Below are 15,654 nucleotides of genomic sequence, written 5' to 3' on the forward strand. Positions count from 1 at the left end.
GCGTCGTAGCGTGTGCCGAACATGGTGGCGGACGGGCCGTCGAGCCGCTTGACGGTCTCGCTCATCGCCTTGGTGTCCGGCGTCAGATAATCCTGGCGCAGGAATTTTTCGATCGATCCCTTGTCATCGCCCACCGAGCGCTCGAGCACGGCAACTTCGGTCGGAGGTGCCGGAGCGGCTGGCTTCCGCGGCTGGGCGGGTTGTCCGTCAGAGACGAATTCGAAACGCTCGAGCAGCGAGCCCTGCTCCCAGGGGCGCTGGGCCTCGCGGGTTTGCGAAACCACGTCGCGGCGCACCGCGATCATCATGTCGTTGATGCTCTGGCCAGGTTCGGCGATATGGCGCAGCAGGGCGGCGGCAAAAGGCGAGTTGCGCCCGCTTCCGTCCATGGCAACGGCACCAGGTGCTGTCGAGAAGGCGATGAAGGAGCCGCGCGTCGAATCGAACTGCGCCAGCCCGGCCAGCGCCGTCGCCGAGCGCATGGTGGCGGTGCGGCTGAGACTGCGGGCAAACGGATTGTTGCGGCAGGCATCGAGAAACACCAGGCTGACCTTGGTCTGCTGTTCCATGATGTCGAGGACTTCGTCGATCGGCATGGCCTCGAGTTGCAGCTTGACCGGCACGTCCAACCTGGCGTCGACCGGCACGATGTAGTTGCGCCCGTCGACCTGCAAGCCGTGGCCGGCATAATAGAATAGCCCGACGCCGGCGCCTTCGAGCGCGTCGGAGAACTCGCCGATGCTGCGTTCGAGCTCACGTTTGCCGAGATCATTGCCTTCGATGACCTCGAAGCCGATGGAGCGCAGCTTGTCGGCGATGTCGAGCGCGTCGTTCACGGGATTGGCCAGCGTGCCGGCTTCCGCGTAAGTGCCGTTGCCAATGACAAGCGCTACGCGCCGTTGCGGCTGCGCATCCGCGCTCAGCAGCAAAAGTCCCAGAAATGCCCATGCGAGGATCGCAAGCCTGCCCATGGCCAAGATCATAACGCCATCGGCCCGGGCGGCGCCAACAGATTTGAAATGCAAGCTTAATCCCGAGAGGGCTCCCGCCCCCGGCAAGAGCGACGAAAACGCCCTTGCGCCCGCGCGGCGTATCGGGCAAACCGGCCTTCCCTTGCGATTTTTCCCGCCCGAGGCCCCCATGTCCACGACGATTTCGCCGCTTGCGCCGAAGAAATACCCCAAGATGCCAGAAATCGAGGGGGTGCGCATCGCCACCGCCGAGGCGGGTATAAAGTACAAGAACCGCACCGATCTGCTGACTATGGTCTTCGATGAAGGCACCGCGGTCGCCGGTGTGTTCACGAAATCGAAATGTCCCTCGGCGCCGGTCGATTTCTGCCGCCAGAATCTCGGCGCCGGCAAGGCGCGGGTACTGGTCGTCAATTCCGGCAATGCCAACGCGTTCACCGGCAAGAAAGGTCGGGAATCCACGGCCCTGACGGGTGAGGCGGCGGCGAAGGCGGCCGGCTGCAAGGCAAGCGAGGTTTTCCTGGCCTCGACCGGCGTCATCGGCGAGCCGCTCGACACCAGCAAATTCAGCCATCTGCTCGCGGGGCTGGTCAGCAATGGCAAGCCAGGGCTGTGGACCGAAGCTGCAAAGGCGATCATGACCACGGATACCTATCCGAAAGTGGCGACAGCGACCGTCAAGCTCGGCGACACCGATGTCACCATCAACGGCATCTCCAAGGGCGCTGGCATGATCGCGCCCGACATGGCGACGATGCTGTCCTTCATCGCCACCGACGCGCCGATCGCCGCCCCTGTTCTGCAGGACCTGTTGTCGCGCGGCACGGCCAAGACCTTCAACGCGGTCACCGTCGACAGCGACACCTCGACCAGCGACACGCTGCTGATCTTCGCCACCGGCAAGGCCGCCAAGCGCGGCGCGCCCGAGATAACCGACCCCAAGGATGCCCGTCTCGGCGCGTTTCGCCGGGCACTCGGAAAGGTGCTGAAATCGCTGGCGCTGCAAGTGGTGCGCGACGGCGAGGGCGCCCGCAAGCAGGTCGAAGTCACCGTCACCGGCGCCAAATCGGCGCGGTCGGCCAAGCGCATCGCGCTGTCGATCGCCAATTCGCCGCTGGTCAAGACGGCGGTCGCCGGCGAGGATGCCAATTGGGGCCGCGTCGTCATGGCCGTCGGCAAGGCCGGCGAACCCGCCGATCGCGACCGGCTGTCGATCTGGTTCGGCGACAACAGGCTGGCGCATGAAGGCGAGCGCGACCCCGGCTACTCCGAGGCAGCGACGTCGGCCTACATGAAGCGCGACGACATCCGCATCCGCGCCGATATCGGCATCGGCCGCGGCAAGGCGACGGTGTGGACCTGCGATCTCACCAAGGAATATGTCGCCATCAATGGCGATTATCGGAGCTGATGGTCTTGGGCTCCAGGCATCCGGCAAGCATGCTCGCGATCGTGCGCCGCTACGAGGCGGCCGGCTTTCGCGCCTGGCCGGCAGCCGCTGTCCACTATGACGGCACCTGGGTGGTGCGGCTGACCGCCGGCCATCCGGCCAAGCGGCTGAACTCGGTCAACCCGCTCGATCCCGGCGACACCCAGCACATTGCCGACCGTATCGGCCGGGCCAGCCGCCGTTTCGACGCCTATGGCCGACCGCTGACGTTTCGCATGTCGCCACTGTCGGGTCCGGATCTCGCCAGCCATCTCGACCGCGAGGGCTGGAGCCGGTTCGACGAGTCGCTGGTCATGCGGCTGCCGCTGGCCGACGCGCAACTCGACGCCGCCATGGACCAGATTCCGCTGAAGGACATCAGCCGCTTCATCGGCGCGTCGCTCAAGGTCAGCGGTTCGGATGTTTCGCTGCGGCCCGGCCTGTCGGAGATCATCGGCGCCATCCAGCCCGAGGCCGGACTGTTCGCGCTCGAAGATGGCGCCGAAGCGTTGGCAACGCTGATCTGCGTGCATGACGGCGATCTTGCCGGCCTGTTCGAGGTCGCCACCGACAAGTCGGCGCGCAACAAGGGCCACGGCCGCAACCTGATCCTGTCGGCGCTGAAATGGGCGCGGCTGCGTGGGGCGCGGGAAGCCTGGCTGCAGGTCGAGGCCGGCAATGTTCCGGCGCTGGCGCTCTACCATTCGCTCGGCTTCGACGAAGTCTATCGCTACCACTACCGCCGGCCGCCGGGTCATGAATGAAGTATTGGCATGAATGAGGTGACGATCGCCGGCAAGCGTCTGCTCCTGGTCGCCGCCTGCGCGCTGGTCGATGCCGACGGCCGGGTGCTTTTGGCGCAGCGGCCAGAGGGCAAGCAACTTGCCGGGCTGTGGGAATTTCCCGGCGGCAAGGTCGAACCCGGCGAGACGCCCGAACAATGCATCATTCGCGAACTGCACGAGGAAATCGGCATCGAAACCGATATCCCGTGCCTGGCGCCGCTCACCTTCGCCAGTCATTCCTACGACGATTTCCACCTGCTGATGCCGCTGTTCATCTGCCGCCGTTTCCGCGGCATCGCCCAACCCAGGGAAGGCCAGGCGCTGAAATGGGTGCGGCCAAAGCAGATGCGCGACTATCCGATGCCGCCGGCCGACGCGCCGCTGATCCCCTTCCTCATCGATCTTCTTTGAGGGCTTCTCGCCCGGCCGCTTCCTGGCCGAGGCGTTGTATCAGCCAGCGTTAATGGAAGATTTATCTCATCATGAAAAATTGAAGCATCGCCGTTCGCGGCCGCGCCGCCAATTCGCTGGGGAGCGATAGCATGAGCCTAGACAGGGATTGGGACTCGATCCGGCCCGAGCGCAGCTTTCGCGCCGCCGACGCAGGCATGGGCATATTGCGGATCACGCTTTTGTTCGGTTCGGCCGCGGTGGCGCTGGCGCTGATCGCAACCCCTTTCCTCGACAGCCAGACACGATCGCTGTCGGCCCGCGATGATCTTGCCGGCGGGCTCGACATGACGGCCACCGGCTCGGTCAGCCATCGCGAAACCTACACGCTGCGCCGCAGCGTGCTGCAGCCGCAGCCCAGTTCGGTCTGCATCATCCGGTCCAATGGCAGAAGCAGCGGCGACTGCTGACATGGTTAAGAGTTTTCGGCAAGGCGGCGGTTTCACCGCCTGTTAAGCCTTTGCCGTTAACCTTTCTTAACGGATCGGCGGTAATCTCCTGGCGAGAGGGGTCGAGGTCATGAAAGCAGTGCTGCTGGGTTTTCTGAAGGACGAGACCGGCGCGACAGCCATCGAGTATGGACTGATCGCGACCTTGGTGGCGCTGGGGATCATCACCGGAGTTGGTCAGTTCGCCGACTCGCTTACCTGGCTGTTCAGCGACAACAACAGCAAGCTTGCGAACGCTTTCGCACCCTCACCCTGATCCAACCTTTCCGCGCTTGCGGGCAGGATCAACGCCCGTCGGGCGCCTCCAGGATTGCCTTCAGCGAGACCTTGGCCGAACCCGGTTTCAGCGGCTTTTGCTGCGATGCGTCAGGCGCCCAACCAGACATCCAGACGATCGAGAAACTTGCCCTCACACGGCCGTCAGGGTCGGAAAACCGCTCGGCGTAGATTTCCGCCGCGCGGGCAAACAGCTTGCGTGAGCCCGGCCGCCGGCTGCGATCGGTGAGCGCACTGGTCTCGCCCACGGCCCGCAGATCCGCCATCAGGTTAAACAGGCTGGCATAGCGCACCGTCACCGTCTCGACGTCGGCGACCGGCAGAGCGAGACCGGCGCGCTGCAGGAGCGCACCGGCGTCGCGCACGTCGGTGAACGGGGTGACACGCGGGCTGGCGCCGCCGTAAAGCTCGGTCTCGGCCGTAAGCAGGCTTTCGCGCAGCTCAAAAAGCGTGCCGGCGCCGGCAAAGGCGCCGAGGAAAAGCCCATCCGGCCGCAACGCGCGGCGGATCTGGATCAGCATGCCGGGAATGTCGTTCATCGCCTGCAGCGACAGAAGCGAGACCACCAGATCGAGGCTCTCCGGCTCGAACGGCACGGTTTCCAGCGGAGCGATCAAGCCGGCGCCGCCGCCGCTCAGGAAAGCCGTATCCGTTTCGACGCGGACAATGTCGGCGACCTTGCCGCTTTCGGCGAGCATTTCGGCTGCCGCCGGGGTCTGGCAAAACAGCACAGCCGCCTTGCCGAACCGGCGCTCGACGGCGCCCAGCCGGTCGGCAAGATCCTCGGCCGTACGGCGCATGAGGAAGTCCGCGCCGTCAACCGGATGGGTGAGCGCGCGCCGCTTGTGCGCCAGCCACAGAGAGGTATCCATTATCGGCTGCAACGGGCGGATCCTTGTTTGTCCACGCCCTGATATAGTTGGTATACTTGGCACGGAGAACCAACCACGTGGCCGATCCGATGTCCAAGATCAAGCCCGGCGAGATCAAGCGCTTCGCCCGATCGGCCCTCGGCTGGCCGGCGCGCATCCTGTTTCCGCCGGTCTGCGCTGGTTGCCGCCGGCATGTCTCGCAGCCCGGCGTGCTGTGCGGCGCCTGCTGGCCGAAGCTCAGGCTGCTGGAACGGCCATGGTGCCCGGTGATGGGCACGCCGTTCACCCACCATATGGGCGAAGGCTTTCTGTCGGCCGAGGCAATTGCCGATCCGCCGCCTTTCGAGCGGGCGCGGGCTGCGGTCGCCTATTCAGGAGTCGCCCGCCAGATGGTGCAAGGGCTGAAATACCAGGACCGCACGGATCTCGCGCCGTGGATGGCGCGCTGGATGGTGCGCGCGGGTGCCGATCTCATCGCCGAAGCGGATGTGGTGGTGCCGGTGCCCCTGCACTGGCGACGTTTCTTCAGGCGACGGTTCAACCAATCGGCGGAACTGGCGAGGGCAGTGTCGGTGCTCAGCGACTTGCCCTTCGCACCCTCGGCGGTGCGGCGTGTGAAACTCACCCGCCAGCAGGTTGGGCTGGAGCGGCAGGAGCGCGAGGAGAATGTGCGGGCCGCCTTTCGAGTGCCCGCCGAGTCGGAAATCGAGATTGCCGGCCGCAGGGTGCTGCTGATCGACGATGTCTACACCACCGGCGCCACCGTGCGTTCCGCCACCAAGGCACTGAAAAGGGGAGGTGCGGCCGCCGTCGACGTGCTGACCTTTGCCCGTGTGTTGCCGGGGGACTTCCGGGCGGACGAGTCCGCGACTATATAAGTCGGCAACGAACAGCGGAAATTCGTCATGGCCGATGTCACCATCTACACCCGCATGATGTGCGGCTACTGCACGGCAGCCAAGCGGCTGCTTGAGCGCAAGGGCGTCGCCTTTACCGAGCACGATGCCTCCTTCTCGCCGGAACTGCGCCAGGAAATGATTTCCCGCGCCCACGGCCGCTCGACTTTTCCGCAGATTTTCATCGGCGATACGCATGTCGGCGGCTGCGACGACCTGCACGAGCTGGAGGCCGAAGGCCGGCTGGACAAACTGCTCGCCAACGGCGCGACGATTTGAGGATATGACAATGGGTGTTTTCAAGGCGGCTGCGATCCAGATGCGTTCGGGCGAGAGCCCCGAGCGCAACGCGGTCGATCTCGAACGGCTGGTGCGCGAAGCCGCAAGCCAGGGCGCGACCTATATCCAGACGCCGGAAATGACCGGCGCACTGATCCGCGACAAGCAAGCGCGCGCCGCCTCCTTCACATCCGAGGACAAGGACATCATCGTCTCGACCGCGCGCAAGCTGGCCAAGGAGCTCGGCGTTTTCCTGCATATCGGCTCGACCGCCATCCTGCGCGCCGACGGCAAGCTCGCCAACCGGGCGCTGCTGTTCGGCCCGGACGGCGCTACGCTCGCCACCTACGACAAGATCCACATGTTCGACGTCGATCTCGATAATGGCGAGTCGTGGCGTGAATCCGCCGCCTATGAACCGGGCGCCGAGGCCGTCGTCACCGAGATCGAGGGTGCAAAGCTTGGCTTCGCCGTTTGCTACGATCTGCGCTTTCCGCAACTGTTCCGCGCCGAGGCACTGGCCGGCGCAGATCTGCTTTCGGTGCCGGCCGCCTTCACCCGCCAGACGGGCGAGGCGCACTGGCACGTGCTGCTCAGGGCGCGCGCCATCGAGAACGGCGCCTATGTCGTCGCCGCCGCGCAAGGCGGCCTGCATGAGGACGGCCGCGAGACCTACGGTCATTCGCTGATCGTCGATCCGTGGGGCCGTATCATCGCGGAAGCCGCGCATGACGAGCCGGCGGTGATCGTCGCCGAGATCGACTCGGCGCAGTCGCTTGCCGCGCGCAAGAAGATTCCAAACCTCAAAAATGCGCGAGATTTTGCCGTCAATGCCGGCTTGGGCGAGGCGCCGCGGCTCAGGGGTGCAGCCTCTTGATCCGTTTTGCCCTGATCTGCGAGCACGAGCACGAATTCGAAGGCTGGTTCCGCAGCAATGACGATTTCGACACTCAGAAGAAGCGTGGCTTTGTCGACTGTCCGACCTGCGGCTCGCACAAGGTGCAGAAAGCGCTGATGGCGCCGGCGGTCTCCACGGCGCGCAAGCAGGAAACGATAGCGCTCGCCATGGGAGAGGCGCAGAAGCAGGCTTTGGCGCAGCTGAAGGCGATGGCCGAGAAGGTGCGCGAGAATGCCGACTATGTCGGCGACAAGTTCGCCGAGGAAGCGCGCAAGATCCATTTCGGCGAAACCGACCCGCGCGGCATCTATGGCGAGGCGACGCTGGAAGAGGCCAAGAGCCTGGCCGAGGACGGCGTCGAGTTCATGCCGATCCCGGTGTTCCCGGACGACCGCAATTGACCGGCTAGCTCACGCTGCCGATCAATTTCTCAAGCAGCCGAGCGAGCGTTTCTCGTTCGGCCTGCGTCAGGCTGGAAAGAACCTCGTGTTCGTTGGCCACATGGGCGCTAACAGCCTCGTCAATTAGCGTCAGGCCCTTTTCAGTCAGCCTCACGACAATGCCGCGACGATCGTTGGGGTGCGGCCCGCGCAGGATCAATCCGGACGTTTCCAGCCGGTCGAGCCTGTTGGTCATGGCGCCTGAGGTCACCATCGTCGCCTCATAGAGCGCGGTCGGCGTCAGCGCGTAGGGTGAACCCGAGCGGCGCAGCGTCGCCAGAACATCGAACTCTCCCGACTGCAATCCATAGCGGGCAAACAACGGCGCCAGGCGCTCGCGGGCGATCAGCGAGGAGGCCTCGTTCAGCCGCCCGAGCACGGCCATCGGCGAGACGTCCAGATCGGGCCGCTCCCGCTTCCATTGCTCGATCGCTCTTGCTGCTCTATCCAACTGTCTCATCATCATATATCTTGACGTTAAGAATCTTTCCATTATCTTACCTCAAGATACAATGCCGGCCAAGGGCCGCGGCGACAGGGTTCAATCATGAAATTTCTCTGGGATTCGGCGCTCGGCCTGCTGGTCGTCACCGGCGGCCTGCTCGGCCTGACACTGCCGTTCGGCAAGCTCGCCACGGCTGCCGGCGTGCCGGCCATGGTCTGGGCCTTCGTCATCTCGCTTGGCGCCGGCGGCGTCTTGCTGTGCGTGCTCTTGGCTCGCGGTCAGCGCGTCCGGCTCACCGCGCACAAATTGCGCTATTTCTTCGTCACCGCGGCGGTGTCCTATGCCGTCCCCAATCTGCTGATGTTCTCGGCCATCCCGCATCTGGGCGCCGGCTACACCGGCATCATGTTCACGCTGTCGCCTGTCATCACGCTGGTGTTCTCGATCCTGTTGCGTGTCCGGCGCCCCAACATGCTAGGCATTGTCGGCATCGCCGTCGGCTTTGTCGGCGCCGTCATGGTGGCGGTGACGCGCGGCGAGGCCGGCCAGCCGGCCGATCTGTTCTGGGTGGTGATGGGGCTGCTCATCCCGGTCAGCCTTGCCGCCGGCAACATTTACCGCACGGTCGACTGGCCGGAAGGCACCGGCCCGATCGAGCTTGCCGTCGGCAGCCATTTGGCGTCGGCGGCGATGCTGCTTGTCGGCATTCTCGCCCTGTTCGGCGTCAAGGCCTTCGCTTCACTCGGCGGCGTGCCGCTGGTCGTCGTCGCGCAGGTTGCGTCGGCATCGGCGATGTTCGCCTTCTTCTTCCGGCTGCAGGCGGTTGGCGGCCCGGTCTATCTCAGCCAGATCGGCTATGTGGCGGCGGCCGTCGGCCTGTTTGCCGGCACGATCTTCCTTGGCGAGCACTATCAGCTGCTGACCTGGGCAGGCGCGGTCATCATCACCGCTGGCGTGTTCATCACCACCATGGCGCAAAGTCAGCCCAGCAGGAAGGCGCAAAGCCAGGCGGCGTGAGCGCGCTTGCGCCTCAGCCGGCGCTGGTTTCGTTCTCTTCGCCACCGGGTTCGCGGTCCGCAACGCCGACTTCCTGTTCACGCCGGCCATCGATCTGTCACGCTCCAGGGACGAGATCGTTTCACGGAAACGCCAAACCGCTCGAGTTTTTTGTTTTGTCGCAATTCCCAAGGGAAAGCGCTATGCGCTTTTCCCGGGAAAACCGTGTCACACTTTTCCTGGAATTGCTTTTGGAGCACGCCATGACCGAAGCAAAGGTTCCAGAGGGAACTCCTGTCGATGGCGCGGACTTTCGGGCCGCGATGCGGCTGATCGTCGGCAATGTCAGCGTCATCACCGCTGGCACCGGAGGATCGCTCAGGCCTGGTGGTCATTTCGGTCGTCTCGCTGTCGGCCGAACCGCCTAAGGTGATTGCCTGTGTCAACCGGTCGTCGTCGACCTGGCCGGTGATCGAACGTTACCGGCATTTCGGCGTCAACTCGCTTGGCCCCCAGCATCAAAGGGTGGCCGAGCGGTTCTCCGGTTTCGGCGGCATCAAGAGCAAGGACCGCTATGAGGGCGCCGAATGGATGACGCTCAAGACCGGAGCTTTGTTGCTTTCGGATGCGGTGGCCGCCCTCGACTGCAGCCTCGACGAGATGATCGATCGCGGCACGCATTCGATCGTCATTGGCTCGGTCGAGGCCGTGCGCACCCACGATGCCGGCCACACCCTGGAGCTAATTCCAAGAGAAGTACGGTTGATCAGACCGAGCCTTTTTCCGCCAGGACCATGTAGTTGACGTCCATGTCCTTCGACCGCGCCCAGCGGTCGGCAAGCGGGTTGTAGGTGACGCCGGTGCGGTCGATGATGGTCAGGCCGGCGCCGCCAAGCGCCTTTTCGAGCTCTTCCGGGCGCACCAGCTTGCCGAACTGGTGGGTGCCACGCGGCAGCCAGCGCAGCACATATTCGGCGCCGATGATGGCCAACCCGAGCGCCTTCAGCGTGCGGTTGATGGTGGCCACGAACATGATGCCGCCAGGCCGGACCATCTCGCCGCATTTGGCGACGAACAGGTCGATGTCGGCGACATGCTCGACCACTTCCATGTTGAGGATGACGTCGAATTTTTCGCCGGCGTCGGCAAGGTCCTCGGCTGTCGTGGCGCGATAATCGACGCTGACATTGCCCTCGGCCGCGTGCAGCTTCGCGACTTCGATGTTTGTTTCGGAAGCATCCGCGCCCACAACTTCGGCGCCAAGCCGCGCCATCGGCTCGCACAAAAGGCCGCCGCCGCAGCCGATGTCGAGGATGCGCAGGCCCTCGAAAGGCCTTGCAGCGCGTGGATCGCGGCCGAAGCGCGCCGCTATCTGGTCGCGGATATAGGACAGCCGGACCGGATTGAATTTGTGCAGGGGACGGAACTTGCCGTTCGGGTTCCACCATTCGGCGGCAAGGGCGGAAAAGCGTTCCACTTCTCCGGCATCGATCGTCGATCGTCGGGGCTCTGGCATCGGTTGGTCTCCTCGAGCGCTAGGAAGTCGGGTGTGGGGCCGCGAATGTCAAGGCAACAATTTTCGATGCTGCCAAGGGGCTGACAGAGTGGCCGACCTACTTCGTGTCCAGCACGGCGCGCAGTTTCGCCGCCAGTTGCTCGATGGTGAAGGGCTTGGCCAGGAAGTGCACGTCATGGTCAAGCACGCCGTTGTGGACCACGGCGTTCCTGGTGAAGCCGGTGGTGAAGATCACCTTCAGCTGCGGCATGCGCGCGATTGCTTCTTCCGCCAGTTTGCGGCCGTTCATCACCGGCATGACGATATCCGTGAACAGAAGCGCGATGCCCGGGGTTTCCGCCAGCTTCTGCAACGCTTCCTGGCCGCTTGCGGCATCGATGACGGCGTAGCCGAGTTCGCGCAAGGCATCGGTGGTGGAGGCACGCACGCGGGCATCGTCCTCGACGACGAGGATCGTTTCGGTGATGGGAGCGGAATTCTCGCCTCGTCCCGTCGGCACGGCTGCTTCTTCGGCGCCAAAAAAGCGCGGCAAGTAGATCTTGATTGTCGTGCCTTCGCCGGGTTCGGAATAGATCTTGACGTGGCCACCCGACTGTTTGACGAAGCCGAACACCTGGCTCAGCCCCAGGCCTGTGCCCTTGTTGACCGGCTTGGTGGTGAAAAAGGGCTCGAAGGCCTTGGCGATGATTTCGGGGGGCATGCCCGAACCGGTGTCGCTGACGGCGATCATCACATACTGGCCGGCCGCGACCTCGGCATGGGTGGCAGCATAGCTGTCGTCGAGATGGCTGTTGGCGGTCTCGATGGTCAGCTTGCCGTCACCGCCCATGGCGTCACGGGCGTTGACGGCCAGGTTGAGAATGGCGTTCTCGATCTGGCTCGGGTCGGCATGGATCTTCCACAAGCCCCCCGCTAACACGGTTTCGATGCGGATGGTTTCACCGAGCGCTCGCCGGATCAGGTCCGACATGCCGGTCAGCAGACGGTTGGCGTCGACGATTTGCGGCGCCAGTGGCTGCTGGCGCGAGAAGGCGAGCAGCCGGGCCGTCAGATTGGCGGCACGGTTCGCCGCGTCGATTGCCGCTTCGATGAATTTTGCGATGTCGTGCTCGCCACGCGCCAGCTTGCGCTGGGCAAGGTTCATGGCACTGATGATCACCGCCAGCATGTTGTTGAAGTCGTGGGCGATGCCGCCGGTGAGTTGACCGACCGCCTCCATTTTCTGCATCTGGCGGATCTGGGATTCGGCCTTTTCCCGCGTCTGGATCTCATTGCCGAGCGCGATGTTCTTGCGCACCAGCTCATCCTGGGCGACAGCCACCTCGTGGAAGCGGCGGCGCGATTCCCTGATCGTGTAGGCGCCAAGCAGGAATATCGCCAGCAGCGCCGCCAGCGAACCGATGCGCAGCCAGGCCTCGACGCGGTCGGTGTTCTCGTCGCGCGCAGCGACGGCGGCGGCGCCGATGCGTCGGATCGTATCCATGCTGGTCCGGATTTCGTCCATGACGGCCTTGCCCTGACCGCTGCGGACCAGATCCAGCGCCTTCGTCGCATTGCCCTGGTCGTACAGGGCAATCGTCTCGGCCAGTTCAGCCTGCTTTTGCGAAAGTGCGTCCTTGATATGGTTGATCTGCTGGACGACCTGGTCGTCCGGGGCAGTCATGCTGTCGATGCGTGCAAGTTGCCCCGGAATGGCGCCGACAGCCCGCCGATAGGGTTCGAGATAGGATTTCTCACCGGTCAGCAGATAGCCGCGCTGACCGCTCTCCGCGTCTTGCGCCAGCGAAAGCAGGCCGGAAAGCAATTCTTGATATTCGATTGCCTCGCGCGCGGCGGCGCGATTGGCTCTCTGGCCCTCGACCAGCATGGCACGGCTGCCGACGATCAGCGCCAACACCGCGAAGCCAATGACAAGCGGGAGTGATTGCCATCGCATGGCGCGTCGAAGACGAGCAATCATCTGTAATACCGGACCAAAAAGGAATTTCCCGCGGGCAGCATTTCGTAGGCGGTGGCGGGGTGGAACGCAATATGCCGTCTTCTTGAAGCCGGCAATCCGCCGCCAGCCTTGCGAAACCTTCATCATTTGGCTAAGGAGGCCGCGCATTCAGCGGCCGGCGTCAGCCGGCCTTCCGCTTTTCGGGATTCCTGCTTTTTGGGCTGGGGTCCGGCTTCAGTCAAAGGCATTTCGCTTCCATGGCGCGCATCGTGATGAAATTCGGCGGGACCTCCGTCGCCGACATCGCCCGCATCCGCAATGTGGCGCGTCACGTCAAACGCGAGGTCGACGCTGGCCATGAGGTGGCCGTGGTGGTTTCGGCGATGGCCGGCAAGACCAATGAACTGGTCGGCTGGACGCGCGAGGCCTCGCCGATGCACGACGCACGCGAATATGACGCGGTCGTCGCTTCCGGCGAACAGGTCACGGCCGGCCTCCTGGCGATCACCTTGCAGAACATGGGCGTGCATGCCCGTTCGTGGCAGGGCTGGCAGATCCCGATCAAGACTGACAATGCGCATGGTGCGGCGCGCATCCTCGACATCGACGGTGCCTTCCTGATCAAGCGCTTCGGCGAGGGCCAAGTGGCGGTGATCGCTGGTTTCCAGGGCATCGGTCCGGACAATCGCATCGCCACGCTCGGCCGCGGCGGCTCCGACACCAGTGCGGTAGCCATCGCCGCGGCGGTCAAGGCCGATCGTTGCGATATCTATACCGACGTCGACGGGGTCTACACCACCGATCCGCGCATCGAGCCCAAGGCGCGGCGGCTGGCCAAGATCTCGTTCGAGGAAATGCTTGAAATGGCCTCGCTCGGTGCCAAGGTTCTGCAGGTGCGTTCGGTCGAGCTTGCCATGGTGCACAGGGTGCGTACCTTCGTGCGGTCGTCCTTCGACGATCCCGATGCGCCCGGAATGGGGGATTTGCTCAATCCGCCCGGAACGCTCATTTGCGACGAGGAAGAGATCGTGGAACAGCAGGTCGTCACCGGAATTGCCTATGCCAAGGACGAAGCGCAGATTTCGCTGCGCCGCGTCGGCGACCGGCCGGGCGTCGCCGCCGGCATCTTCGGGCCGCTGGCCGAGGCCAACATCAATGTCGACATGATCGTCCAGAACATTTCCGAGGACGGCAAGTTCACCGACATGACTTTCACCGTGCCGTCGGGCGATGTCGACAAGGCGCTGGCCGTGCTTGAGCGCCTCAAGGCGTCGATCGGCTACGATGTCGTGCAGTCGGAAGCCGGCATGTCGAAGGTTTCGGTCATCGGCATCGGCATGAGGAGCCATGCCGGCGTCGCCGCCACCGCTTTCAAGGCGCTGGCCGACAAGTCGATCAACATCCGCGCCATCACAACCTCCGAGATCAAGATTTCGATCCTGATCGACGGTCCGTACACCGAACTTGCGGTTCGTACTTTGCATTCCGTCTACGGTCTGGATAAGCAGTAGCGAGAACGATTTGAGTTGTTGCGTGTGCGCCGGTCGCAGTGGAAACTGCGGCGGGCAGAATGCCCATTGGAGAAGAAGCCGCGATGCGTGATCAGGCCAGTGGCCCGCGCGTTTTGCTGAAACGGCTCCGCGAGCTCATGCAGGAGCCGCTGGAGCCGCAGGAGCGGCTTGACCGGATCGTGCGCGATATCGCCTCCAACATGGTCGCCGAAGTCTGCTCGCTCTATGTGCTGCGTGCCGATTCGGTGCTCGAACTCTACGCCACCGAAGGTCTGAACCCGAACGCCGTCCACCTTGCGCAGTTGCGACTGGGGCAAGGCCTGGTCGGCACGATCGCGGCCAGTGCGCGGCCGCTCAACCTTTCCAATGCGCAGGAACATCCGGCCTTTGCCTATCTGCCGGAGACCGGGGAAGAGATCTACAACTCCTTCCTCGGCGTGCCGGTGCTGCGGGCAGGGCGCACGCTGGGCGTTCTGGTGGTGCAGAACAAGACCATGCGCCATTACCGCGACGACGAGGTCGAGGCGCTGGAAACCACCGCAATGGTGATCGCCGAGATGATCGCCACCGGCGATCTGGCGCGGCTGACCAGGCCCGGCCTCGAGCTCGATCTGCGCCGTCCGGTCAGCTTCACCGGCCTTTCCTTCAATGACGGCGTCGGACTTGGCCATGTCGTGCTGCATGAGCCGCGCATCGTCGTCACCAATTTGTTCAACGAAGACAGCGAGGAAGAGGTCCGCCGGCTCGAAACCTCGCTCGGCTCGCTCAGGCTCTCCATCGACGACATGCTCGAACGCCGCGACGTCGCCTTCGAGGGCGAGCATCGCCAGGTGCTGGAAGCCTATCGTATGTTCGCCAACGACCGCGGCTGGGTGCGCCGGCTGGAAGAGGCGATCCGCAACGGCCTGACCGCCGAGGCTGCCGTGGAAAAGGTGCAGAGCGACATGCGCGCCCGCATGCTGCACATGACCGACCCCTATCTGCGCGAGCGGATGAGCGATTTCGACGACCTCGCCAACCGGCTGCTGCGCCAGCTGATGGGGCGCGGGCCGGAAGATGTCGCCGCATCGCTGCCGAAGGACGCCATCATCGTCGCCCGTTCGATGGGCGCCGCCGAACTGCTCGACTATCCCAGGGACAAGATGCGCGGGCTGGTGCTCGAGGATGGTGCTGCGACCAGCCACGTCGTTATCGTCGCGCGGGCCATGGGCATCCCTGTCGCCGGCCAGATGAAGGGCGCGGTTTCCATGGCGGAAAACGGCGACGCCATCATCGTCGACGGTGAAGAGGGCGTGATCCATTTGCGGCCGCAGCCCGATCTCGAAGCCGCCTATGCCGAAAAGGTGCGTTTCCGGGCTCGCCGGCAAGAAGTCTATCGCGAGCTGCGCAAGAAGCCGTCGATGACCAGGGATGGTGTCCAGGTCGACCTGTTGATGAATGCCGGGCTTGCCGTCGACCTGCCGCAGCTTGCCGAAGCGGGTGCGGCCGGCATCGGCCTGTTC

General features: G+C 64.2%; 17 protein-coding genes and 1 pseudogene. 13 read left to right on the plus strand and 5 right to left on the minus strand.

The window, feature by feature from the left end:
- On the minus strand, positions 1-971 hold a 971-nt coding region (locus tag EN993_RS18640; protein ID WP_127264511.1), incomplete at its 3' end, for a caspase domain-containing protein.
- A gap of 169 nt (positions 972-1,140) precedes the next feature.
- Here EN993_RS18640 and argJ point away from each other — a divergent pair.
- The 5 genes from argJ to EN993_RS18665 all read left to right on the plus strand — a co-directional run bounded on the left by argJ (position 1,141) and on the right by EN993_RS18665 (position 4,340).
- Positions 1,141-2,382, plus strand: coding sequence for a bifunctional glutamate N-acetyltransferase/amino-acid acetyltransferase ArgJ (gene argJ, locus EN993_RS18645; RefSeq protein WP_109658608.1), 1,242 nt, complete (start codon positions 1,141-1,143; stop codon positions 2,380-2,382).
- Between the two features lie 29 nt (positions 2,383-2,411).
- Positions 2,412-3,164, plus strand: a complete 753-nt coding sequence (locus EN993_RS18650) for a GNAT family N-acetyltransferase (protein WP_126070649.1) — start codon at positions 2,412-2,414, stop codon at positions 3,162-3,164.
- Between the two features lie 9 nt (positions 3,165-3,173).
- Positions 3,174-3,596 carry a (deoxy)nucleoside triphosphate pyrophosphohydrolase gene (locus EN993_RS18655; RefSeq protein WP_127264512.1) on the plus strand — a complete coding sequence of 141 codons (423 nt, stop codon included), beginning with the start codon at positions 3,174-3,176 and terminating at the stop codon, positions 3,594-3,596.
- A gap of 131 nt (positions 3,597-3,727) precedes the next feature.
- Positions 3,728-4,045 carry a hypothetical protein gene (locus EN993_RS18660; protein ID WP_127264513.1) on the plus strand — a complete coding sequence of 106 codons (318 nt, stop codon included), beginning with the start codon at positions 3,728-3,730 and terminating at the stop codon, positions 4,043-4,045.
- A 109-nt stretch (positions 4,046-4,154) separates the two neighbouring features.
- Positions 4,155-4,340, plus strand: a complete 186-nt coding sequence (locus tag EN993_RS18665) for a Flp family type IVb pilin (protein ID WP_109658611.1) — start codon at positions 4,155-4,157, stop codon at positions 4,338-4,340.
- Positions 4,341-4,368: 28 nt separating this feature from the next.
- Here EN993_RS18665 and EN993_RS18670 read toward each other — a convergent pair whose 3' ends face one another.
- A complete protein-coding gene (locus tag EN993_RS18670) occupies positions 4,369-5,244 on the minus strand; it encodes a methyltransferase domain-containing protein (protein ID WP_127264514.1) in 876 nt (291 codons plus the stop codon).
- A gap of 77 nt (positions 5,245-5,321) precedes the next feature.
- On the opposite strand from EN993_RS18670, the gene EN993_RS18675 reads away from it, so the two are divergent.
- Genes EN993_RS18675 through EN993_RS18690 form a run of 4 tightly spaced genes read left to right on the plus strand, consistent with a single transcriptional unit; the run spans position 5,322 to position 7,706 of the window.
- Positions 5,322-6,110, plus strand: a complete 789-nt coding sequence (locus EN993_RS18675) for a ComF family protein (RefSeq protein ID WP_109658613.1) — start codon at positions 5,322-5,324, stop codon at positions 6,108-6,110.
- Positions 6,111-6,137: 27 nt separating this feature from the next.
- Entirely contained in the window at positions 6,138-6,407 is a 270-nt protein-coding gene (grxC, locus tag EN993_RS18680; RefSeq protein WP_056583465.1) for a glutaredoxin 3, read from the plus strand.
- Positions 6,408-6,417: 10 nt separating this feature from the next.
- A complete protein-coding gene (locus EN993_RS18685; protein ID WP_109658614.1) occupies positions 6,418-7,284 on the plus strand; it encodes a carbon-nitrogen hydrolase family protein in 867 nt (288 codons plus the stop codon).
- Complete coding sequence (locus EN993_RS18690; protein WP_109658615.1) at positions 7,281-7,706, plus strand: DUF1178 family protein; 426 nt, start codon at positions 7,281-7,283, stop codon at positions 7,704-7,706. Before EN993_RS18685 ends, EN993_RS18690 begins: the two co-directional genes overlap by 4 nt.
- Before the next feature lie 4 nt (positions 7,707-7,710).
- Here EN993_RS18690 and EN993_RS18695 read toward each other — a convergent pair whose 3' ends face one another.
- On the minus strand, positions 7,711-8,205 hold the full coding sequence (locus EN993_RS18695) for a MarR family transcriptional regulator (RefSeq protein WP_206532389.1): 495 nt from the start codon (positions 8,203-8,205) through the stop codon (positions 7,711-7,713).
- Between the two features lie 87 nt (positions 8,206-8,292).
- On the opposite strand from EN993_RS18695, the gene EN993_RS18700 reads away from it, so the two are divergent.
- A complete protein-coding gene (locus EN993_RS18700) occupies positions 8,293-9,207 on the plus strand; it encodes a DMT family transporter (protein ID WP_109658616.1) in 915 nt (304 codons plus the stop codon).
- A 242-nt stretch (positions 9,208-9,449) separates the two neighbouring features.
- Positions 9,450-9,990, plus strand: a pseudogene (locus EN993_RS37830) (flavin reductase family protein).
- Here EN993_RS37830 and ubiG read toward each other — a convergent pair.
- Both ubiG and EN993_RS18715 read right to left on the minus strand, forming a co-directional pair.
- The gene (ubiG, locus tag EN993_RS18710) at positions 9,953-10,702 is read right to left on the minus strand and encodes a bifunctional 2-polyprenyl-6-hydroxyphenol methylase/3-demethylubiquinol 3-O-methyltransferase UbiG (protein ID WP_109658617.1); all 750 of its coding nucleotides are present in this window, start codon (positions 10,700-10,702) and stop codon (positions 9,953-9,955) included. The pseudogene EN993_RS37830 and the gene ubiG sit on opposite strands and share 38 nt — an antisense overlap.
- A 97-nt stretch (positions 10,703-10,799) precedes the next feature.
- Positions 10,800-12,638, minus strand: coding sequence for a CHASE3 domain-containing protein (locus tag EN993_RS18715; protein ID WP_127264515.1), 1,839 nt, complete (start codon positions 12,636-12,638; stop codon positions 10,800-10,802).
- A 260-nt stretch (positions 12,639-12,898) separates the two neighbouring features.
- On the opposite strand from EN993_RS18715, the gene EN993_RS18720 reads away from it, so the two are divergent.
- Positions 12,899-14,152, plus strand: coding sequence for an aspartate kinase (locus tag EN993_RS18720; RefSeq protein WP_013529459.1), 1,254 nt, complete (start codon positions 12,899-12,901; stop codon positions 14,150-14,152).
- A gap of 83 nt (positions 14,153-14,235) precedes the next feature.
- Positions 14,236-15,654: phosphoenolpyruvate-utilizing N-terminal domain-containing protein (locus EN993_RS18725; RefSeq protein ID WP_127264516.1), on the plus strand; the 1,419-nt coding region annotated here is incomplete at its 3' end.

The organism is Mesorhizobium sp. M7D.F.Ca.US.004.01.2.1 (assembly GCF_003997785.1).
Classification (GTDB): Bacteria; Pseudomonadota; Alphaproteobacteria; order Rhizobiales; family Rhizobiaceae; genus Mesorhizobium; species Mesorhizobium loti.

Coding starts and splice junctions, on each gene's coding strand:
- EN993_RS18695 (WP_206532389.1), bottom strand. CDS start 8,205: ATGAGACAGTTGGATAGAGCAGCAAGAGCGATCGAGCAATGGAAGCGG.
- argJ (WP_109658608.1), top strand. CDS start 1,141: ATGTCCACGACGATTTCGCCGCTTGCGCCGAAGAAATACCCCAAGATG.
- EN993_RS18675 (WP_109658613.1), top strand. CDS start 5,322: ATGTCCAAGATCAAGCCCGGCGAGATCAAGCGCTTCGCCCGATCGGCC.
- EN993_RS18655 (WP_127264512.1), top strand. CDS start 3,174: ATGAATGAGGTGACGATCGCCGGCAAGCGTCTGCTCCTGGTCGCCGCC.
- EN993_RS18720 (WP_013529459.1), top strand. CDS start 12,899: ATGGCGCGCATCGTGATGAAATTCGGCGGGACCTCCGTCGCCGACATC.
- EN993_RS18715 (WP_127264515.1), bottom strand. CDS start 12,638: ATGCGATGGCAATCACTCCCGCTTGTCATTGGCTTCGCGGTGTTGGCG.
- EN993_RS18685 (WP_109658614.1), top strand. CDS start 6,418: ATGGGTGTTTTCAAGGCGGCTGCGATCCAGATGCGTTCGGGCGAGAGC.
- EN993_RS18700 (WP_109658616.1), top strand. CDS start 8,293: ATGAAATTTCTCTGGGATTCGGCGCTCGGCCTGCTGGTCGTCACCGGC.
- EN993_RS18665 (WP_109658611.1), top strand. CDS start 4,155: ATGAAAGCAGTGCTGCTGGGTTTTCTGAAGGACGAGACCGGCGCGACA.
- EN993_RS18650 (WP_126070649.1), top strand. CDS start 2,412: ATGCTCGCGATCGTGCGCCGCTACGAGGCGGCCGGCTTTCGCGCCTGG.
- ubiG (WP_109658617.1), bottom strand. CDS start 10,702: ATGCCAGAGCCCCGACGATCGACGATCGATGCCGGAGAAGTGGAACGC.
- grxC (WP_056583465.1), top strand. CDS start 6,138: ATGGCCGATGTCACCATCTACACCCGCATGATGTGCGGCTACTGCACG.
- EN993_RS18660 (WP_127264513.1), top strand. CDS start 3,728: ATGAGCCTAGACAGGGATTGGGACTCGATCCGGCCCGAGCGCAGCTTT.